The sequence below is a fragment of the Prevotella histicola genome (assembly GCF_055385135.1).
Window position 1 is genome coordinate 1,033,549 of record NZ_AP043793.1, and the last position, 23,291, is coordinate 1,056,839.

14 protein-coding genes are annotated in these 23,291 nt (G+C 42.1%); 3 read left to right on the forward strand and 11 right to left on the reverse strand.

Going from position 1 to position 23,291, the window contains the following annotated elements:
- Positions 1–57: 57 nt before the first annotated feature.
- The 9 genes from ACZ48L_RS04310 to ACZ48L_RS04350 form a co-directional block, all read right to left on the reverse strand.
- Positions 58–1,128, reverse strand: coding sequence for a DUF4876 domain-containing protein (locus ACZ48L_RS04310; protein ID WP_025791842.1), 1,071 nt, complete (start codon positions 1,126–1,128; stop codon positions 58–60).
- A gap of 68 nt (positions 1,129–1,196) precedes the next feature.
- Positions 1,197–2,603, reverse strand: coding sequence for an acyl carrier protein (locus ACZ48L_RS04315; protein WP_008824056.1), 1,407 nt, complete (start codon positions 2,601–2,603; stop codon positions 1,197–1,199).
- A 16-nt stretch (positions 2,604–2,619) separates the two neighbouring features.
- Positions 2,620–4,077: a hypothetical protein gene (locus ACZ48L_RS04320; RefSeq protein ID WP_025791841.1), complete on the reverse strand. Its 1,458-nt coding sequence runs from the start codon at positions 4,075–4,077 to the stop codon at positions 2,620–2,622.
- Positions 4,078–4,092: 15 nt separating this feature from the next.
- Entirely contained in the window at positions 4,093–6,501 is a 2,409-nt protein-coding gene (locus tag ACZ48L_RS04325; protein ID WP_025791840.1) for a TonB-dependent receptor plug domain-containing protein, read from the reverse strand.
- Positions 6,502–7,579: 1,078 nt separating this feature from the next.
- Positions 7,580–9,877 (reverse strand): RelA/SpoT family protein, encoded by a 2,298-nt coding sequence (locus ACZ48L_RS04330; RefSeq protein WP_025791838.1) that lies wholly within the window; start codon positions 9,875–9,877, stop codon positions 7,580–7,582.
- A gap of 39 nt (positions 9,878–9,916) precedes the next feature.
- The gene (locus ACZ48L_RS04335) at positions 9,917–11,065 is read right to left on the reverse strand and encodes a lytic transglycosylase domain-containing protein (protein WP_464722028.1); all 1,149 of its coding nucleotides are present in this window, start codon (positions 11,063–11,065) and stop codon (positions 9,917–9,919) included.
- A 39-nt stretch (positions 11,066–11,104) separates the two neighbouring features.
- Positions 11,105–11,881 carry a DUF5683 domain-containing protein gene (locus ACZ48L_RS04340; protein ID WP_025791836.1) on the reverse strand — a complete coding sequence of 259 codons (777 nt, stop codon included), beginning with the start codon at positions 11,879–11,881 and terminating at the stop codon, positions 11,105–11,107.
- Positions 11,882–11,932: 51 nt separating this feature from the next.
- Entirely contained in the window at positions 11,933–12,838 is a 906-nt protein-coding gene (locus tag ACZ48L_RS04345) for a ParB/RepB/Spo0J family partition protein (RefSeq protein ID WP_008824050.1), read from the reverse strand.
- 88 nt (positions 12,839–12,926) lie between these two features.
- On the reverse strand, positions 12,927–13,694 hold the full coding sequence (locus ACZ48L_RS04350) for a ParA family protein (protein ID WP_008824049.1): 768 nt from the start codon (positions 13,692–13,694) through the stop codon (positions 12,927–12,929).
- A gap of 114 nt (positions 13,695–13,808) precedes the next feature.
- Here ACZ48L_RS04350 and surE point away from each other — a divergent pair, with 114 nt between their 5' ends.
- The 3 genes from surE to ACZ48L_RS04365 all read left to right on the forward strand — a co-directional run bounded on the left by surE (position 13,809) and on the right by ACZ48L_RS04365 (position 17,544).
- Positions 13,809–14,582 carry a 5'/3'-nucleotidase SurE gene (gene surE, locus ACZ48L_RS04355; protein WP_025791834.1) on the forward strand — a complete coding sequence of 258 codons (774 nt, stop codon included), beginning with the start codon at positions 13,809–13,811 and terminating at the stop codon, positions 14,580–14,582.
- Positions 14,583–14,595: 13 nt separating this feature from the next.
- Complete coding sequence (gene lpxB, locus ACZ48L_RS04360) at positions 14,596–15,744, forward strand: lipid-A-disaccharide synthase (RefSeq protein WP_025791833.1); 1,149 nt, start codon at positions 14,596–14,598, stop codon at positions 15,742–15,744.
- Positions 15,745–15,888: 144 nt separating this feature from the next.
- Entirely contained in the window at positions 15,889–17,544 is a 1,656-nt protein-coding gene (locus ACZ48L_RS04365) for a hypothetical protein (protein ID WP_025791832.1), read from the forward strand.
- Between the two features lie 435 nt (positions 17,545–17,979).
- On the opposite strand, the gene ACZ48L_RS04370 is transcribed toward ACZ48L_RS04365, so the two are convergent.
- Positions 17,980–20,931, reverse strand: a complete 2,952-nt coding sequence (locus tag ACZ48L_RS04370) for an outer membrane beta-barrel protein (protein WP_464722029.1) — start codon at positions 20,929–20,931, stop codon at positions 17,980–17,982.
- 563 nt (positions 20,932–21,494) lie between these two features.
- The gene (locus ACZ48L_RS04375; protein ID WP_315361448.1) at positions 21,495–23,252 is read right to left on the reverse strand and encodes a 1-deoxy-D-xylulose-5-phosphate synthase; all 1,758 of its coding nucleotides are present in this window, start codon (positions 23,250–23,252) and stop codon (positions 21,495–21,497) included.
- Positions 23,253–23,291: the final 39 nt, after the last annotated feature.

Consider the following 23,291-nt stretch of genomic DNA (forward strand, 5'->3'; position numbering starts at 1 on the left):
ATTCAGAGAGGGGGAGTTGGGAGAAATAGATATTCCCTGTTGCTATTGTTGCTTTCATTACTTCTTCCTCGACAATGAAGCACGCTTTACTTCGAAATCGGCAGTAGTGTTGTTATCGTCAACAAACTTCTTACCATCCCATTTACGTTGTAAAGAAAGACCAGAGTAAATGGGGTAATCGCTCTGCTTCAAACCAGCAAAGGAAACGTCAGTAACAGCATTATAACCTCGATCAAGCTTGCTGGGGCGCATCTGGAACATACGACGTGGACAGATGGTGATACAGTCAATGACGTTCTCGAACGGTATCTCAATAGCATAGAAATCACCAAAAGCACTACTCGTAACAGTAATATAATGCAGATAACCCTTTCCATCCTTGGTGTCAGTCAGGTTCTTTTTGAACTCTTCTGGTGTCCAAGGAAGTTTTATCAGTGCGATACCATTGCTCTCTGAAACGTTTGAGAACTCATGTTCCGGACCAACATTCCCGCTTGCATCCGTCACTGTTAGTATAGCATTAAGATCGGGAACGTCTGGATTGTTCTTCTTTCCAGAATCATAATTAATATTCGTCCACTCGAAATCAGCTTTCCTCAAATCAAGAAAAGCATCCAACCCACCATACATACTAAGGTCCTCTCCCTCCAGTTCAGACTCGAATTGCGCCTTATGGTCAATGGCATACTTAGCCACAATAATGGTCTGCCCAGGCTTAACAGGATAATCAGTACCCGTACCAGGAAAGTAAGAGATACCTGATGCACCATAATAACGATTAACAAAGTCGTCCTTCGGTGCAAACTGAATCGCCTTGCTTGGGTCAATAGCATTATCACAAAGTGCCAGTCCATCAAGATACTTCACCTCATCTGTTGGGTTAAAGATTGCGATATACTGATCATCATTATACATCTGGTTCAGGTTCTTCATACCCCAGGCCCTGACGTCACGGTACCAATAATGTCCGACATAGAACACCTCCTTAATAATCAGATGGTCTAATTTTGTCTTCGAAGTAGACTGTTTGACAGGCATTTCATTACGTGTACAGCTACCTAAGCTCAACGTTATCAAACCCGAAAGCAGGAATGCTGTTATCTTTTTCTCTATCATTTGTTTCATCATCTTTTATGCGTTTATATTTTTGTCCTATAATCATAGATTAGTCCCAACACCTGAAACTGCTCAATAACCTATAAGAACCAGTTTCCAAAGCCTGATCCTCCACCAATGCCATGTGTTTGAACATTCTGTGCAGCCTCTAATGCATCGAGCGATGACAAGCCTATTTCGTGTCCCATATAGAAGTAGAGAGGGTCATTAGGGTCAATCGTTGTCGGGTCAGTATCGAAACTACTACAGAAAACTTTTATTGGAATATTGAATCGGAAGAGTTCTTTCCATTCCGAATCAGCCCCATACTCCTTCGGTTCATCGGGGTTATAAGCCTCTGCACAGATGAATGGACTACGGAAGACATAGGTGGAATGCCGGTTGAGATACTCATCTTTCGGTATCAAAGCCTTCTTTCCTTTCGGACATTTCATGATGCGCACAGAGAGATAAAACTTAGGGAGCAGATAAGACGGACGACTATAGCGGCCTGGCTCACCTGTTGCTGGATCTACTCGACGTGTAATCTCGAGTGGCCATTCCTGATGAAGCGCATCATTCTCATCGGCTTCTATATCAAAGTTGAAGTGACCTTTCAGTCCCACACGGTCCTGATCATAAGGTGCAACAGCCCAATCGGCATCCTCACGAGTAAGTGGTGGCAGCAGTCGTTGGTTGAATAACTCACGTGCACCGTCAGCCATTGCATTATGAATCCACGTGTCACGATAAGTATATTCAAATATCTTTGGTGTCAATTCAGCCCTTTGCTTCCATGTTGACGTATTGGCAAAGAGCGGAGAAGGTACAGGTGTAGTGTCAACTGTTCCACCTTTCTTCCAATCACCGAACTTATCTTTATTGGGTTTCCATGTTCCTCGACAGTCCATCACTTCGTATGGGTTGCCTTTATCGTCTACTTCACTCACCGTAAAGAATATCTGATATTCGTCAGAATGCTCAAGAATATCATCATTCATTAGCTTTCCTTCCTTGTTGAAGAAGTAGAGACACAAGCCCCACCGCTTTAGTTTACCACCTATGATGCGGATATAATCAGGCCCCATCTTTCCTTCGCTCTGCTCGAGATAGGTCACTGTACTCTGCCGTTGCACCTCTACCGTTGGCCATTGGCTTGTATTGTTATGGATAAGTACGAACTCTTCCTGCTTCCAGGGTGCATTCTGATAAACGAAGTTACCGTGCATCATACCGTCACCATGAGAGTGTCCCTCCTTAAACATAGCCAGACAAGTTGCCCAACCGTTGAAAGCACCATCAGCATCAGGATTTGCCATATCGCCAGACACCTTCACTTTCGACAAGCTATCCACATATTTATCAGCCCCACTATGTGCTACACCCTTACTATTTAACGGATTCTCATTGTAATCAACATGCACATTACCAAATACAAAGTCGTCACATGAGGTGAAGGACAGACCAACAGTTACTATTAATAGTATGCTCTTAAATATTTTATTCATCTTTCCTTTGCTCTTTTTACATCAATACTACGTTCTGTCTATACTGTGAGAAGAAGTCCTGTGGTTGTGTTAACATGCGCCAAAGACGTGTCTTATCAACTTGTGGATAGAACCGCTTCACGTCATTAAAGCATTTCTCCTCCCCATCTTTCGCATTCGCAATCACGCGTACCGAGAGTGGATAATCAATGTCGAAGCTATCCCATCCTGGCTGTATCTGGTTGAAATCCCATAAGAAACTATGCTCACTGTTATTTGTATTGCAGTACTTTGCAGGTTTCTCCGACTCACCAACGTGTTGCTGTCCCTTGTTCAGAATATGGCAGATACGCACCTGTAGTTGGAAAGCAACATCTGACATATGGAACTGCATGATACCTTTGAAGCCTAATCTATCCATGTCTGCCCCCACATCTAAGCTACGTTTCTGACGGAGAAAGCCTACGGTATGTCCATAACGCTGACGTGGAGCATCAGTATCAGGGTCGGTGAAGTCATCGTTATATGCCTCGGTGAAGAGTTTACCAAGGTCTTCTTCAACAGGGTCTGTATCGCGATACTCGTATGTAAACAGCTCTGGTGTAATCTTGTTCAGCTCCATCGGGTCGATAGTCTTATAGAGATGGTACGTCTTTCCGTCAAAGGCGTAAGGCTGTAATGCCTCTGGTTTTCCCGACACTTCAATGGCTTTCCATGCGAGATTGTTATTGAATGGAACTTGATTCTGCCCTAATGTAAATCCTTCTGGCGCATAGATGTTCGAAGTAGAGAACTTTGTAGCAGGCTCAGGATTGCCATCTTTCATACGGAAAGTATATCGATCATAATATGTAGGTTGCGATGAAAGCGAACGTGGATAAGCCATCTGCAATCCTGTTGCCTGCTGTTTGTCGTTTGAAGCAGTGCTGTCTGTCACCTCCTTATTCAGCGAAGCATTGCCAATACCGAAGAAGTGCTGATGAACAAGCAGCGTAGCGTTATCCTCATCAGGGATACTATAGCCCTCATTATCCTTCGTAAAGGGATAACCAGAGAACTGATGATTAATCAACATACCATTCTGATCGTAATACTTCAGCTCCAATCCGTAATAGATATCGTCAGAAGCAATCACATCAAAGCAGTCACGCTCTGTAGTAATCGTCATCTGTCCATCATCATCCTTGGCTATATCTATCTCCTGCATGACAGGAACTGGTAGTTCACCATTGACAACATGATATGTATTATACGCCCGAACAGAGTCATTACCATCAGGTCCGACACCAATCATTCCTCCTTTATATCCCATCCTTAGGATGGCATGGACGGCATAAATCTGCTCGTGTCCTTTCACATCACGTTCTATTGATGAGGCTGGAGCCTGTACTACCTTCTTGAAAAAGTCGTCTACTTGATCGTTGGAACAGCTACCAAAGAGAAGTACTGATGCTATTATAGCAAATAAAAGCCGTATATCTTTATTCTGTTTCATATTCTTATCAGCTATTTAAAACTTAAACAATGTACGTAAAGAGAAGTTTGCTCCACGCTCATGTGCATAATATCTGAAGCGGTCTGTGTATTCTTTATAGAGTGCATTAAGAATATTCTCACCGACAATCATGAACTTCAATTCTCGTTTCATAGGTAAAGCGATGCGGAACTCTGCCGTACCATTCAGCAAGAAGTAAGCTGGTGGAGAGTCTGGAACGAGGTCTTTATCTGGGTCAAAGCGTGTCTGCTTAGTGACATATATCCCTGACAACGACAGTGTTGAACGGTATTTGTAATCTTTTGTCAGCGGAAGGTCATAAGTTGCAGAGAGTCCGTAACGGTCAGAAGGCATGAAAGGTAACCAGTCATTATGCGTGATATTACGTGCAAACATCCATTCACCTTTGGCAACAAAGGTCAGTCTGTCTATAGGTTTGACTGTGGCTTCTATGTCACCACCATAGAGTTTCACGTCATCTTGGTCATAGATGAACTTCGGATATTTTCCACTTGGATGGTTATGGAATCGGTCTTTTCCTTCTCCGATATGGTCGTATATGTAACTATTGATGCGCTGGAAGAAGAAGCTTGGCTCTACTGACAGCCATGTATTACGGTATCTTGTACCCAGCACCAGCTTATATCCACGTTCACTAGCAAGATTCTTATTACCCACTACCCAATAAGAACCATCCTGTAAACCTATAGCATAAAGCTCATTGATATCGGGTGGACGCCATGACCAACCGATATTGGCACGTGCATCCCACTTGTCGTTGAATTGATAGTGTGTTGCAAAACTCATCGTAAAGTTACTGTAGAGCTTAAAATCGTCGTAGTAGGTGTAATTACTAAGGCTGCTATAACCATTGACTGACAACACACGGAAGTCATATCGCATACCGAGTGCACACTGTAACTTACCAAACTCTGCTTTATGTAAGAAGTAACCACCCATTGAAAGGGCTGCAAAATTAGGTACAAAAGCGGGCTGTTTCGTACCGGGATAGTTGTAATTGGTCTGATAAGTATTAGAGAGTCCTGCATCAGTGGTCATCTTCCATAGCTTCCACTTTGCATGCCACAGTACATCAAACTTATAAGTCTTCAGTATCAAGTCCTGCATTGGAATCCAACTCCACTGTGTTTTCTTTCTGTTTTCGAACTCTTGGCGCAGGTTCTCTTGGAAAGATAGCGTCACATCAAGCTGATGATTCTTATTGATATCCCACTTCAATTCACCCTTCAACGTCACATGTTGCGACTGTTGGAACGGTGGTTTTATCTCATATGAGAAAGGTTTAATGGTCTCTGGGTCTGGACGGCCATATTCAAAGCGCTTTATGAGTTGGGCTATGTCCGACACCTTACTGGCATAATATATACCACTGCGCTGGTAGTAGATACTGGAAAAGACGGTTGCTGTGATTTTCTTTCCTTGATAACCAGCCAAGGCTGAGAGGCTTATCGTGTTGTATCCAGTGTTGTTCAGCACGTAATCTGCCGTGTGATAGTCACCTCCCTTGGTGTACATACCATGGAGACGTAGTCCAAATTTCTTGTAACCTGTCTCAACACTAGCCGAACTACTGAGCCCACGAGCATTGGTGTCATATCCAAGGTTGACATTACCATTCACCTTTAACGCTTTGTTACCATATGGGAGGGGAGCATCATTCAGCAGAACGACACCACCCATAGCACCGAAACCATAGCGAATACACTCTGCTCCTTTCACTACTTCAACCATACTTGATCCTGTATAGTCTAACTCTGGGGCATGATCGGCACCCCAACTCTGGCTCTCCAACCTTACTCCATTGTTCATCAGAAGGATTCTACTACTGTGCATTCCTTGTATAACGGGCTTTGCAATGGTGTTACCCGTACTGATGGAGCTGACACCGGGAATGGTTTCGAGCAGTTTGGCTAATGATGTAGCCCCACCCTTCTCTAATGCTTCCTGACTGATAGCCGATGATTGTTGCAGTACGCTTGTGTGGCGTTGTAAGGCTGTGACCGTTACGTTATCCAATTGTTTGGAGTCATCCTTCAACTGTAGGGTTATCTTTCTGTCTTCTGGAATGGTTACTAAACGTGTGAAGGTTTTATATCCGATATAGGAAACCGTCACTTTCAACTTGTTAACTCCGTTCTTGAGCTTGATAACACAACGTCCTTCGGTGTCTGTTATGGCAGGATTCACTCCTTCACAACGTACCACTGCTCCAGTAAGTGGCTCTTGTGATTGTTCAGCTACAACACATATCGTCACCTGGTCATCATCAGACGTTTCTTGCCCGGGGGGGAACAGACTGACAGAACCAACGGAAGGTAAAGTGCTAAAGAGCAACAGACATAAGATTATCATTGGTGTACGTGTCTGTATACACCTCCTTAACTTTAATAGATATTTTATCATATATATGCAGATTATAAAAAGTTTACTTCATCACATGGTACTCCATCCCCTTACAGTCAGACGGAAGATGCAGAAAGAAAATATTTACTCACGCTTGTAGATTAAGCCACCAGCGCTACTAGAAACGCTATAAAATGACGGGTGCAAAGATACGTACTTAAGGGAAAACTCACAATACCTAAAATGAATGATTTGTAATCTTTCTCTTGGTTGAATCTACTCATTATTCTCTATGATACAATTGGATTTATAGACACTTTTTAGACTTTATTTATTGTTTTTTGTTTATTATATATAAATCTATATTTAGCAGTGTAATACAGCTACGATAAAGAAGGAAGTGTCTCTCTGGTTTTAATTTTCGTTTCCTTGCCCCTTTCACCCTTCTTGGTGTTAGGGGCAAGTTTTTTGTTGCCGTTGGTATCGTTCTCTGTATGATGCACTATTACTAAGAAAAAGTTTTTATTGTGCTTGCTGTCACTTTTTAGGTTTTTGCAAAGGCGTTGTAAGACAGCTGGTTATAAGGCTGAAGGGGGTGACAGGAGTGACAGCAAATTTAAAATGGATTCTGAAATACTTTCTCGGTAAGTTCCTTTTTTGATACTTTTATGCACCAGTTACTGTAGTATGCAGCGTAAAGGGACATCCTTAAGGAGGACGTTTAGCATGAATACATAGTGTGCAGATGGCTAACACTGGATGTGCGGATGGTCAGCACGACATGTGATGATGCATGGCACAAGGAAAATAACGCGTGGAAAGCATGCAGGCTTTGGGTTCTTTGGAGCGTAAGGCACAAGGGTGATGGGACAAGGGAAATAAGCGTACGGCTTACAACTGGGAGATGAGCAGTAAGCCGTTCAGCGTATGCGGGGGAATTGTTTTTAAAAAGTTGCTGTCACTGCCGTCACTGCTTTAAGGAGCATAAGTGGCTTAGGATGTGCGCTTTACGGGAAGTGTTAAAAGTGACAGCAACTAAAAACTAAAATAAAACAGGGATAAGCGTTACCCGTTTATCCCTGTTTTTATGTTTTCTACTTCATGAACAATCAATAAGGAGGAGTTGTCTCTAAATCCATCAGATGATTTCCTGTACTTCCTGCATACCATTGATGCGCTTCAGACTATCGACAATGACCTGTACATCCTTGCGGTCGTGAACCCTGAGTTCTATTGACCCATCAAAGATACCATCATCACTGGAGATGGTCACCTTGTGGATACTCACACCCAACTGGTCGGACAAGACATCAGAGATATCATGCAACATTCCTCTGCGGTCTATCCCTCGTATCTCAATTGACGCATCAAAGAATATCCGCCGGTGCATATCCCACTTGGCATCCAGGATACGGGTACCATAGCTTGCCTTGAGTTTTGCAGCAACAGGACACGAACGCTTGTGTATCTCTATATGGTTTTTGTTATCAATATAACCCAGAATGTCATCACCAGGAATAGGATGGCAGCACTGTGGGAAGAGATAACGATGAATGTTCTCCTCACTGATGAAGATAGGTTTCTTCTTATTCAGATTCTTCGTTACGACAATCAGTCCTTCTGTTGAAGTATCGTCTGAGCGCATCGGGTCCGTTGTCTTCTTATCATTCGACTTCAGGAAAGGAACATAACGCCGCCAACCACCAGAGACGATCGTACTCTCGAACTTCTTTTTCCCCCGTATTTCATCTAAATCACGGTCACCCAATATGACAGTCTTCTCACCAATGGCTTTGAAAAGGCTCTCATGTACAGAGAATCCATGCAGACTACAAAGCTTGTCAAGTACCGAGGTGGTCATCTCCAGGTCGTTTGCAGCCAGCCACTTTGACAGCAGCGTTTCACCAGCCTTCTGTATCTCCTTCCCTTCACGCCGCAATATAGCCTGTATCTTTGCCTTAGCCTTAGCAGTAGAGACGAAGTTGATCCATGAAGGGTCTACGTGTTGTGATGCAGACGTGAGTATTTCAACCTGGTCACCACTCTGCAGTCTATGACTAAGTGGTACCAGCTTATGGTTGACCTTAGCACCTATGCAGTGGCTTCCAAGGAAAGTATGGATCTGGAAAGCAAAGTCGAGTGCCGTACATCCTGCTGGCATTGTCTTTATTTCACCCTTTGGTGTGAAGACAAATATCTCAGACGCAAAGAGATTCAGCTTGATAGCATCAAGGAAATCCATCGCATCAGGCTGAGGATCGTCAAGAATCTCCTTAATCGTACTGAGCCATTCGTTCAGTTCGCCCTCATCCTCGGTTATCTCATTACCATCCTTATACTTCCAATGTGCAGCAAAACCCTGTTCAGCAACCTCGTTCATATGCTCTGAACGGATCTGAACCTCTATCCAACGTCCCTTTGCCGACATCAGTGTCACGTGTAATGCCTGATAACCATTGGCTTTCGGATGATTCACCCAGTCACGCAAACGGTCAGGATGGCTCTTGTAAATCTTATTAATAGCTACATATATTTGGAAACAATCATTGATTTCCTCGTCTGGACGCTTAGGTTTATAGATTATACGGACTGCAAGAATATCATATATCTCTTCGAATGTCACATGCTTATTCTGCATCTTATTCCAAATGGAATAAGGGCTCTTCACACGTGCTTTAAGTTCATATTCAAAGCCCATATCATCAAGAGCCTTACGGATTGGAGCGGTAAACTCCTCAAAAAGAGTATCGCGCTGAGCCTGTGTAGAAGCAAGTTTCTTCTCAATAGAGGCATAGGCATCAGGATGTTCATAGCGGAAACTAAGGTCTTCAAGTTCTGTTTTTATCTTATTCAGACCAAGACGATTGGCAAGTGGTGCATAGATATAAAGTGTTTCTCCTGCTATCTTATACTGCTTGTTGGCAGGTTGTGATGCCAATGTGCGCATATTATGCAATCGGTCACAAATCTTTATAAGGATGACACGGATATCATCACTCATCGTCAACAGTAACTTCTTGAAGTTCTCTGCCTGTGCTGAAGCCTGTTCACCAAAGATCCCACCAGAAATCTTTGTCAGTCCATCAACAATCTGTGCTATCTTTGGTCCAAAGATATTCTCTATATCCTCAACAGTATAGTCTGTATCCTCAACCACATCATGCAACAAAGCTGAACAGATACTCGTTGCACCAAGTCCCATTTCCTCACAGGCTATCTGTGCCACAGCTATAGGGTGCATGATATAGGGCTCTCCCGACAGTCGGCGTACGCCTTTATGAGCCTGTCGAGCAAAATTGAACGCCTTAGTAATAATATCAACTTTCTTACGATGGCGTGAGGCAAGGTATGTATCTAACAGATGTTGGAAAGCATTGTCCACCATCTTCTCATACTCGGCTTCTCGATTCTCCGTTTTCTCCTTATTATTATCCATATCGCATCCTCCTGTATATAATAATGTGAGGGATCTGTTTTAGCGCATCAATAAGCCCTGATGGGATCCGGTATGACCTTGTGAACCAATTGTTGTTGTGGCAGTAACAGTCATTACAGGCGCTTCAAAAGAAGGCTTATCTTGATAAATCAATTCCTTATTATAGTTAAACCGCTCTATCATCTCTGCTGGAAGTCGTAACTTCACTGTACCATCTGTACTAAAAGCCTTTATGAGATCCTGTCGGTATTGTGGATTGAGAATCTTCAAGTCGGCTATTTCCATACCCAGCACATCAGCAATCTTACCTAAACGAACATCCTTCTCCACTACAACTGTATCACAACGGACGGGTAAGCCTGTTGATAGAGGCTGTATATTGTAATCGGCATAATAGTTCATTACGTAGTTTACAGCTATGAATGCAGGTACATATCCACGCGTTTCCTTCGGGAGATACTGATAAACAGCCCAAAAGTCGGAAGCACCACCAGCCTTTGAAATAGCGTTACTGACACGTGTCGGACCGCAGTTATAAGCTGCTAATGCCAATATCCAGTCACCAAAACGCTGATAAAGATCGCTCAACATACGTGCTGCAGCATAAGAAGACTTCTCCGGATCACGACGTTCATCAATATAATCATCAATCCGAAGATTGTATTGTTTGCCAGTTGTCGTCATAAATTGCCACAATCCTGCCGCACCAACACGTGACGTTGCATTCGGATTCAGTCCCGATTCAATCACTGGGAGGTACTTCAGTTCCATTGGTAATCCGTATGTCCGTAATGCATCCTCAAAGAAACGATTGTAATAACGCGCACGTCCCAACAGATAACAAGTTGATTGACGTCCTGCTTTTGTATAACGGTCAATATATTTCTTCACCTCATCATTATAAGTCAGTGACATGACATTGGAGAGGTTACGAATCTTACGGTCAATCTCCTCCATTCCATTCTCTGCGTCAGCATTCATATTATTCCTCTGTGACGAACCATTTGCATAAAACTTATCATCGGAATAATCAACACTGACATAACCAGACAGAGCTCCATCAGCATCTGGAATCATGACTTCAACAGTCTTGCCATGATCATCTATAACGGTCTGTTGCTGTGCCTGCATGGTACAAACACATCCAAGACCTATAATAAAGGAGAAGATACGTCTCTTTCTACTCATTATTTACCCTTTGGTTAGTGCAAATTCAGTGCACTGCTGTTAGAAAGTCAAGCTACATCCAAGTCCAATTGCCGATGAGCGGAAAGGATTATTAGGAGTAGCAAGACTCTTGTCAGATATAATCGTCGGTGCAATATGCAACGACAAATCATCTGATATATCGAAATCAGACAGTGAAGCATCGACATAAGCATCAATAACAGAGAGTGCATAAACAGCAATCGTCGTAAAGATACTTAAGTCACGCCATCGCCGATAACGGTCTTTGCGTTGTTTAAAGATATTCTTATAACGTTCCTCATTAGCAGGAGTAATCGTCGTTCCTAAATGAAGGAAGTTATTATAGCTCTGCGTTGTGGGATCATTATCCATTATGTCGATATATGCCTGTGCATAGTCGTGATACATCTGATTGTTCCATGTCATAGCATAGATACACCCAACGAAGCCACCGTAAAAGATTGGGAGTTTCCAATACTTACGGTTATAGACCTGTCCAGCACCCGGCAAGACTATCGCTAACCATAATGCTCGTTTAGGATTAGGACGCCATTTGCTCCAGTCACGCCCTTTCTTCATCATTTTCAGACTGTCTTTCCTAACGACTGAAGAGAGTTTTCCCTCATCATCTGGAGTCAACAAAGCCTTTTGTTCAACATACTTATCCTGTGAATTAGGAACCTCAACAACAGCAGAATCACCAGGATAGATTACTTTTATGGAGTCCGTAGGTACATACTGTGCATGCATGTTCATCCCATAAATGAACATACCAGCTACTAACAGCCCTCTGCTTATTATACTATTAAACTTCATCACTATCCCTTCTTATCTATCTAATACCTAATGCAAAAGCCTTCAACTGGCTTATTTCATTTTATCCATTACCTCCATAATATGCTCCAATTCTTCCTCAGAAGCAAAAGAGATACTGATTTTCCCCTTACCATTAGCATTGCAACTCATCTGAACCTTAGTATTAAAGAACGAAGAGAGTCGCTGCTTAAGGATGTTAAATTCTTCTGGAAGGCGTGTACGAGCGGCTATTTTCTTCTTTGCAGTCTGGATATCCTCCCCACTATTCAACTGTTGGCAGAGCTCTTCCACCTTACGAACGCTGTAACCGTTCTTCTGAATTTCGCGGAAAAGCTTCAGCTGAAGGGATGGACTATTCAGAGAAAGCAAAGCACGGGCATGTCCCATATCTATCTCTTTCTTCTGCAAAGCCATCTGAACCTGAGCAGGAAGTTTCAATAATCGTAGGTAATTGGCTACTGCAGCCCGACTCTTTCCAACACGTTCAGCAACACGTTCTTGTGTCATTCCGCTTTTTTCCTGAAGATGCTCATAAGCCAAAGCTATCTCTATAGCATTCAGATCCTCACGCTGAATATTCTCTACCAGCGCCAATTCCATCACATTTTCATCCTTGATGGTGCGGATATAAGCAGGAATAGCCGTCAGACCAGCCAACTGACAGGCGCGCCAACGACGTTCTCCAGCAATAATCTGAAAACGATTATCATCTATTTGTCGTAATGTGATAGGCTGAACAAGTCCTAGTTCACGAATACTATTTGACAGTTCTTCCAATGCGACAGGATCAAACTCACGGCGTGGTTGATTAGGGTTAGCCTCAATTTGATCTATTGCTATCTCATTAATAGTAGAACTACCCTGCGTACTTACTGCCTCTGTGGATATCAGCGCATCTAAACCTCGACCAAGAGCATTGGTCTTCGCATTACGATTATATTTCTTATGTACAGCCATTTTAAGGAGTTAAAAAGGAGTAAAAGGGTGATAGATACAATGTCTACAACATACAAAGTACTACTCTCCGCTTTCGCTTCTTTATTCTTTATTTCTTATTCTTTTCAATAATTTCTTTCGCAAGACAGAGATGATTCTTTGCACCAGTGGATTCAGCATCATATAAAATGACTGGCAAACCATGACTCGGACTCTCTGAAAGCTTAACATTACGCTGGATAACAGATTTAAATACCAGCTCTTGGAAGTGACGTTTCACCTCATCATATATCTGACGTGCAAGACGAAGACGACTATCATACATTGTCAACAAGAAGCCTTCTATCTCTAACTTCGGATTCAGTTTGCTCTTAATAATCTTAATCGTATTAAGCAACTTACTGATACCTTCCAGTGCGAAATATTCACATTGGACAGGGATAATAACAGAATCAGCTGCTGTCAGTGCATTTACAGTTATTAAACCAAGTGAAGGACTACAGTCAATCAGGATATAATCATAGTCATCACGAATAGGAGCCAGCAGATTGCTCATAACTTTCTCACGTCCGTTAAGCTTCAACATCTCTATCTCTGCGCCAACAAGATCAATGTGACTTGGGACAATATCAAGCCCTTCTATATCGGTTGTGTAGATTGCGTCTTTAATGTCGGCATGGTCAATGATACATTCGTAAAGAGAACAATCCACCTCTTTGATGTCAACACCCAGACCGCTTGAAGCATTAGCCTGTGGATCAGCATCAACAACCAAAACAGACTTCTCTAATGTTGCCAGTGAAGCTGCTAAATTTATAGTGGTAGTTGTCTTCCCAACGCCGCCTTTTTGATTGGCGAGTGCGATAATCTTTCCCATTTTCTATATCTAATTCGTATGTGTTTATAGCCCACAAAGATACATATTTTATGTGAGATTGCAGGGCTTTGTGAACCTTTTTTCGTACTTTTGCAACTAAATCAAAGCGAAATTATGAATTTTAAGAAACCACTCATACTTATCTCTAACGATGATGGATATCGCTCCAACGGCATCCGAACACTCGTCTCTTTCCTGACAGACTTTGCTGATGTTGTTGTCTGCGCACCAGAATCAGGCCGTTCAGGGTTCTCATGTGCGTTCTCTGTCGTTGACTATCTTCTAATTAAAAGACAACATAACATTCCAGACTGTGAGGTATGGTCATGCACTGGTACACCTGTTGATTGTGTAAAAATAGCATTAGACCAGATTCTGAAGGACCGTAAGCCCGACCTTATCCTTGGTGGTATCAACCATGGAGATAACTCATCTGTGAACAATCATTACAGTGGGACAATGGGAATAGCCTACGAAGGCTGTATGAAATACATCCCTTCCATAGCTTTCTCAAGTTGTGATTATAATCCAGAAGCCGACCTTTCCCACTTACGTGATTATGTAAGAATAATTGTTAAGAAGGTACTTGCAGAAGGATTGCCCAAGGGAGTATGCCTGAATGTGAACTTCCCTAAGGCCGAACACTTTGCTGGAATAAAGGTTTGTCGGATGGGATTCGGCAGTTGGACGCGTGAAGTAGAGTGTTGCAAGCATCCTCGGGGTTTTAATTATTACTGGATGACAGGGCACTATCGGAACGATGAACCATCTGCTACGGATAACGATCAGTGGGCGTTGGAGCATGGTTATGTAACTATAACACCATCAAAGATTGACGTTACAGACTACGATATGCTCAATAAGATGAAAGATTGGGAATCACTTTAAAAACTTTTGTTCAATGAAGTATTATCTGATAGTTGGAGAAGCATCTGGCGACTTACATGCTTCACGTCTCATGCAGTCACTCAAACAATATGATCCAGAAGCTGAATTCCGCTTCTTTGGAGGTGACTTAATGACAAAAGTAGGGGGAACACGTGTAAAACATTACCGTGAATTAGCTTACATGGGCTTTATCCCAGTACTCCTTCACTTGCCAACCATCTTCAAAAACATGAAGATGTGCAAGGAAAACATTGTACGATGGCAACCTGATGTCGTCATTCTCATTGACTATCCAGGCTTCAATCTTAGCATAGCAAAGTTCATAAAGAAGCATACAAGAATCCCTGTTTACTATTATATATCACCAAAGATATGGGCATGGAAGGAGTGGCGTATCAAAGCTATCAAACGTGACGTGCAGGAGATGTTTTCTATTCTGCCGTTTGAGATACCTTTCTATGAGAAGAAACACAACTACAAGATACACTATGTAGGAAATCCTACGGCAGAAGAAGTTGATAACTTCCGCCACATCTACACCGAATCAAAGGACGAATTCTGCCAAAAGAACGGATTATCAGCCAAACCAATCATCGCAATACTTGCCGGTAGTCGCAAGCAAGAGATAAAAGATAATCTCCCTTCTATGCTTGAAGCTGCTCGTCATTTTGAGGATTATCAGATGGTTATTGCTGCTGCGCCATCAGTCGGTGAGGCTTACTATAAGAAGTTCTTAGGTGATAGTGAAGCTAAGATGGTTAAAATGCAAACTTACGAACTTCTCTCCCACTCTACTGTTGCACTTGTAACCAGTGGTACTGCCACACTTGAGACAGCACTGTTGAACGTTCCACAAGTAGTATGTTACGAGACTCCTGTCCCCAAACTCATTCGAATTGCTTTCAAACACATCATCAAAGTGCGCTTTATCTCTCTTGTTAATCTTATCGCTGACAAAGAGATTGTACAGGAACTCTTTGCAGATAGGTTCTCTATTTATAATATTGCTAACGAACTCTATCGTATTCTTCCTGGTCAACCTGGTCGTGAACGTATGCTTACTGACTATCAACTCGTACGTGAGCGATTAGGAAATGATGTCGCACCAGACAATGCTGCAAGGTTAATGGTGGAGAAATTAACAGGTAGAAGGTTCGACTAATAAATAGTTCAAATAGAATAAGGATACATTATAAAGTTCAAAGTTGAGAACTTATAGTTAGGACATCCATTGCTACTTTTCATCTGTATTGCAGGTCTTTTGCCCAATTTAGGATGATTATCTCCCATTCATATAAATAAATCTATGAGAAAATTCGTATTCTTTTTATTGTTTTCTTGCTGCATAATGACCAGTCTTTATGCGCAGCAACGACTGCCTTTACCAGATGTTGATGCCATAGGTTACGGCGCAGATGGCAGTTGGATAGACCTTTATACAAAACTTGGCACCGACCGTTATGCTCATAGACGCCTGCAAATAGATCGAAAAGAAATAAGCATAAGCAAAGCTTCTGCAGCTTATCAGATGGTCTGGCATTTATATTCTTGCAACGATACACTAAGTAGAAGCGATATTGAAAAAGCGAGAGAGTATTGCGTTGACGCAAATAATCTGCGTTACATAGCTCTCGAAAGCTATGTTGGCAAGACGTTCGATATCAAAGAAGACGGCAACTGGAAGCGCAATGAAGAGAAATCGAATTATGTTTTAAAGTTCTTACGACCCGACCTTGCGTTTATTCAACAGCTGCGTTATACCAAAGCTGATAGGTATACATACCGCGTAATAACTACTTCTTCGTGTGTTCCAGACTCGGTTACAACCTGGCGTGGGATGTCTCAACCATTGAGTCCGCTTGTTTTAGAACTAAAAGGTGGAAAGACGGTTTTGCTATTCGCTTATAGATCATTCGATTATTTGTTGCTTCCAACGATTAAAGGCGACCAGTTCGTGAAATTATCTCGTGACTGTCAACCTGCAGAACTAACAGAAGTAGGAAATAAATACGATGCTGCTGCACCCTACGACTTCATGAATATTGTTCTTAAAGACTTCTTGAACGTTAAGAAAACGGACGAAGGTAGGTGCCAATTGGTGAACGCTTTCGGCGAAAATATGCTGAAACAAGATTACGACAGCATCATTTGTGGAAACCGTTTTATTATTGCGCATACAAAGAAAGGGGTTGATGTGTACAATCTTTACCTTCAAAAGCTCAACTTGGGAAACGCCATGGTTGCATATGAAATACCTAATTGTATGATTGGTTGCATAAATGTGCTGAACAGAAATGGTGCTTTTTACTGCGATGAGACAGGGGAAAAGATGAAAAATCCTTGGAAAATACGGTTGGGAGTTTGTGGCACTGTACCTCATTGGACATATAGTTTGCTAAAGAAACGTGGGCAATACCAGCTGAAATACTACACTGCCGGACCTGGTGTAACATGCGAAGAAGACAAGCGTTACGTGCTTTCAGACTGCCAACCTACCGATTCCATTTCCTTTCTTGATGGTAAAAAAGAGTACAGATGCAATGGGAACAGTTGGTTTCTGGGAGATCTCTATGTACGTCCAGAATGGATAAGAGTAGGAAGAAATGGCAAATTTGGCATTCTTGCCTACGATTATAAACAGCCAAACGATGTGGAACCTAAGGAAGGTACAGTAAAATATGGTGATTGGGAAAGACCTTTGGAGACTTATCCTATACGGACTCTAAAGGGCAAAACTATTCTTCCGATGGTCTACGACTCTATTATGATGCACAACAATGGATATATTTATTTCTACAAAGATGGCAAAGTGGGCATCTATTCGTACAACGACACACCTGTTTACGATGAGTTGGAACAGAGCACCCGATACTTTTACCACATCGTAAAAGACGGTGTTAGCGGCTGGCTCGACCTTAAAAAGAACAAAGAATATCTACTTAACAACATAGGTAACAGGTGAGATTGGAGTCCCATCCCCTCAAAATACATACTTAACAACTACCAACTCGTTCGTAATTGTTTGGAGAACGCAGTCTTATCCAATAATGCTGCAAACATAATGTTACATAACTTGGCAGATAAACGGGTTGACAAGTAGATAGATAGACAAGTAGACAAGCTATGTTAAGCCCAAGGTTATTATAACACTTCGACTATATAAACGATACAATACACCCAGTCTATTTTTAATTTTAAGTTGCTGTCACTTTTAACATTTACCACAAAACCCTTATGAACAAGTAGTTATAGCCATATAAGGAGTGACAGAAGTGACAGCAAACTATAAACAAGCCCTTCTTTCTTTACTTACTATCCGAATCTGCATCACCTATTATAGAGCTTATAACCGTCTGGAGTTGTCCAATTGAATTGTACCCATTGAACCCTAAAGATACTAATGAGGCATGATATTAAAACGGTAGGTAGCATGCAGAACCAAGTAGCGTGGAATGACGTTACTATACGTTTCTGTTATTCCCTGCGCATTCATTGTCCGTGTTACATTGCTTAATTGCCCGAGAATATCAAATCCATCAACCATCACAATGAGTTTTCCTTTACAGAAGGGACGAGAAAGACGGGCATTCCATACAACATCATCACTGTTCATTGTTTTGTCTTTATAACCTCTCCGACTGTACATCGTAAGGTCAGTACCCAGTCTTAAATCCCATGGCAAACGCACTTGAGCTATCAGACCATAATTGAAATCGGCAACATTAAACGCATTGAAGTCGTCACGATTGCCACTGACATGACCCCAATTACCATTGCCCTTCAGACCAATAGAGGACTGTCCTATCTTGTAATTGAGTTGCAATTGACTCATCCAAGTGAACGAATTAACCACACTTCTGTCAGCTGAAGCCACTCCAGAAAGGCCTATGAGGTCAACACTCCTTTCATAGTTGATACCAAACATCGCCTTAAAATCCAACGTACGCCTCTTGTTCAGTACTCCAGCACCTCCTAAGAAAAGCCGTCCACGCCAGTTTCCATCAACATTCTCTGGCCTGAAAGTGCGTTGTCCCGTCGCTTTGTCATAGGTATAACCCATGGCTATGGCATTCACTGTTGGGATGTATTGAGCTTCAACAATCCACATTAAGCCCTTCTTAGGATACGTGCGTATAAAGTGTGAGATAAGTTCATGCTTATATGATGGCTGCAGATGAGTATTCCCCATTGTGATGTTTAGCGGGTCTGTAGTATTGCGAACGTTCACAAATTTGTTCATATCTGGTGCCAGACCGTCAACATGATATTGGAACATATACTCATATTTGCGGTCAGTACTTTTCCATCTTATAAGCGTACTGGGCATGTTATAAAGGACTGTCCGTTTAGTAAATGTCGTGTCAACATGACCATTACGGTAGTGCATCGTGCGTGAAAGCAAGGACAGATTGGGTACAACCTGTGCCCACCATTCCGACTTCTTCCCCTTCTTATTCCATACAAGGAAAGCACCAAAAGTGTGTGTATTATCAGCTTGCCAGCTGTTATAACTATTGGCGGCATCAATAAGATGACTGTATGCTGCCACTGATGGCAATGTCCCCAGTTCATGTGTTGTATTGGATCCCCAGTCAGTTAACTGGTCAAGACGATAGAGTGAAGAATATCGGTCAGTCGTTGTATGATTGTATTTGTAACTGAAGTCAATACTCAATTCTCTTCTTATAACATAAGTATAAGCTATTTTTCCCGTCATGCTATAGCCATGGTCAGGACGATTATTGAAATATCTGTTGCGAAAATCAGTATTGTTGAGCTGACCATGGGCATAATAATCAATGCGATTATGGTCATAGTTGTTCTCTGTTTCATGCCTGAAGGACGCATCAGCATAAAGGGTAAGATGGTCAGGAGAGTGCTTGAATTTTATAACAGACTCCACCGACAGTCCTCCTTTTAGTGAATGTCCATTCAGCAATCCATTGCGAAGATTACGGCTAATAGCCGACCTAAGCAGTTCTCTACCTATCATCGGTGTATAAAGACTGTCTACTTGTGACTTTGAGAAAGCATCCAAACTACTGCTGAGAGTCAGCAAAGAGAACCCACTCTTATTGTTGAAGTACTGATAGTTAAAGTAGGGTTTAATATCTAAGTTGGCATTCTTGAATTCGAAATAAAGGCGATGTTCAGTAGAGAAAGTAACGTTGTGATTACGATTATTAGCTACTATCCGGTCGAATGTATTACCATTCGGGAGGAAGTTTGTACGATTAGTGTTATCTATTATCGTGTTGTCTGCATGTTTAATCTGCGCATTTCCACTAAGTTGATATTTACCACTACGTGCATCAATATTATAGTCAATACCAGCTAACTGTTGGTTTGTCAGTCCACCAATGAGGTCGGATGGCGTCCAGTTATCACCCTCTCCTGGTTTCCTACCATCGTTCAGGTTATTCATATTTCCATAGATAGCCAACTGGGAGTGGTCGGTAAATCGCATGGCAAAAAGACGTGCCAGATAACGGTCCTTGGTACCACCTCCAGCTTCTACGTTGCCAACCCATCCTATATTGTATTGTTTCTTCAGCTGGACATCCATAACAAAACGCTTGTCACCAGCCACTTCCTGCCCGAGGAAACGGCTGTTTTCACCCAATCGGTCATATACCTTTACTTGATGCACCATGTACGTTGGCAGATTGTCAAGCATGACTTTGTTGTCTCCTCTGAAGAAGTCTTTACCATTAAGAAGCAGACTCTCAACAAACTTTCCATTGACATATATCCTGCCATCCTTGCCTAATTCAGCTCCAGGTAGTTGCCGAACGAGGGCATCAAGCATAGACCCTTCACCTAACTGAAAGGCATCAGCATTGTAAACAATGGTATCTCCTTTATGGTAGAACTTCACCTTTGTGGTCTTCACAACCACCTCCTCCAAGTTCAATGTCTTAGGGCGTTTTAAGAAGATTGTACCTAAATCTCTTCTTGTCTCACGTTTATAAAGATGAAGTAGTGGTAAGTCAACATAGGCTGTCGCATAACCATCATAGCTGACACGTAGGATATAGTTACCCTCTTTACGTGGAATACCCATCCAATATTCAGCAGTCACCCATTTATCTTCGCCATTCTGATACTCGTTGAGCGCCTCCGTCGAAGCAATAACCGCACTGTCTGAAGCATTAAGTACTTCAACCTTGCTGCCAGGCACATCCACATGTGTGACAAAATCCTTTATTCTTCCTTGTAATGTAAGGACATTATTATATTGAGACTGGGCATGACCTGATATGACCATACACAATAACACAAAAGCAATATAGACTTTTTTAAGAACAGATTGGCTGACAGGAATGACTGCCCAATGCTTTTTATTCATATTAGATAGATTAATTTTCAACTGTTTTTGCTCATGATATAACATTAACTACAGGTATAAGTAGCTTTCTGTTTCTTTTTGCAAAGCTATTTTTTTTTTTGATATCAAAGAATATTTGAGCATTATTTAACTTTATTTAGCAGACTATCTACTTATATTTCCCTATCAAAGAATATCCATGTATACGTTTGCAACTTATTAAATTGCCCAAAGTTGATACCTTCAAAACCGCCTTCGAGACAAAGGAAGAGTACCATTCCAAAAATTACAAAGGCCTTGTAGAAAGATTACAGACGCCTTGTAGAAAGATTACAAGCGCCTTGTAGAAGTATTACAAAGGGCTTGTAATTTTCTGTAATACGAAAGATTGAAAATGATTAAGGTGTACTTTAGCCTTTACAAGAGGGTTACAGGAAGAGAATAAGACTAAAAAAAGGATTCATTATTCTTCTGATTACGCTCAAGTAGCGATAATTACATAAAAACAAAAGGTACCTTATTAAGGTGAAAGTATGAGCCTTTCTCCTTGATAAGATACCCTTTTATTCTTTAAAAACTTGCTATTACAAGAGGCTCATCACATCCTCAACAATCTGTTCATCAAGCAAACGGTTATCGGACAACAGTTGCTGAAGATCGAAACGATCATAAAGATCCTTCTTCACACCGCCCACAAGCACCTTCATTTCAGTAGGTCCATAGTAAGAAGCGATACGCTCTCCGAAGCCACCATCCTTACATCCATCCTCTAATGTTACCACTAACTGATGGTCAGTCATCAACGAGTCAAGCGTATCAGCATCCACTGCGTTCAAGTAGCGTGGGTTGATGAGTGTGGCGTCAATACCCTTATCAGCCAATAGGCGTACTACATTCTCACCCTTCTGATAGAAAGAGCCGGCAGCAATGATGGCAACCTTTGAACCACGATGCACCATCTTATATTTCGGTTCATATCCATACGCTGCATCAACAACCTCCATCGTATGGTTTACACCATTGGTTGGGATACGAATAGCGATAGGTTTCTTATCCTGAAGAATAGCCCAACGAAGCATAGCAAAGTACTCCTCACAGGTAGTTGGAGCAAGATAGATAAGATTAGGGATACTACATAGCATCGGAATATCAAAGAGACAGATATGCGTAATGTCATTCATCCATAGCACACCACCGCCCGTCACGTTGATCACTGCAGGGTTAGAGTTGATACAAAGGTCTTGTGCTATCTGGTCATAAGCACGCTGCAAGAACGTACTGACAACCGTCCACACGGGTCGAAGACCACCTTTTGCCATACCAGACACCATTGCTGCAGCCTGTTCCTCAGCAATTCCCACATCAACATGCTGCTTACCAGCTTGCTTACGCTTCTCAGCTGTGAAGCCGGCAGCCGTCGGTGTACCGGAAGTTACAGCAATAAGTGTCTTGTCTTTCTTCATCTCCTGCAGCATCCAGTCACAGAGAAGCTGATCGTAAGACTCATGTTCAGGACCTTCAAGGCTGCTACCATTCTCTACATTGAATGGCATACTGTAATGCCATGCCTCTTTATTTTCTACGGCAGGAGCAAACCCATGTCCCTTCTCTGTGTGTATATGAACAACCGTTGGCTTGTCAGTATCCTTCACACTACGGAACACTTCGATAAGTTTTTCAACATCATTGCCTTCCTCAAGATACTTATATTCAAAGCCCCAAGCCTTAAACCAGTTGTGCTCACACGTTCCTTTGCTCTCACGCAAAGCACGAAGATTCTTATAGATACCACCGTGATTCTCGGCAATAGACATCTCATTGTCGTTCACAATGATGATGATTCCCGTACCAAGTTCTGATGCTTCATCCAACCCTTCGAATGCTTCTCCACCAGAAAGGGAGCCATCACCAATGACAACAACGATGTTTTCTTTCGTACCTCTTATGTCTCGTGCCTTCTGAAGACCCGTAGCAAGACTCACCGAAGTGGATGTATGCCCTACTTCAAAGTTGTCATATTCTGGGCACTCCGTTGGTGAAGAATAACCGCTGACAGCATCCATTGCCTCCATATCACCCAAGAAACCAGAGACACGACCCGTCAAGACCTTATGTGGATAGCTCTGGTGGCTGACATCAAACACCAGTTTGTCCGTTGGAGTATTAAACACATAATGCAGTGCTACGGTAGCCTCTACAAAGCCAAGGTTCGGTCCTACGTGCCCACCATGCTTGCTAACACGATTCAAAACAGCCTTACGTGTCTCGTCAGCAACGACTTTTAACGCCTTAATATCTAATTGTTTTAAGTCGGCTGGCGACTGAATTTTCTCTATATACATTGTTATTTTGTTTTTAAAGGGTTGTTATCCTCTATCTAT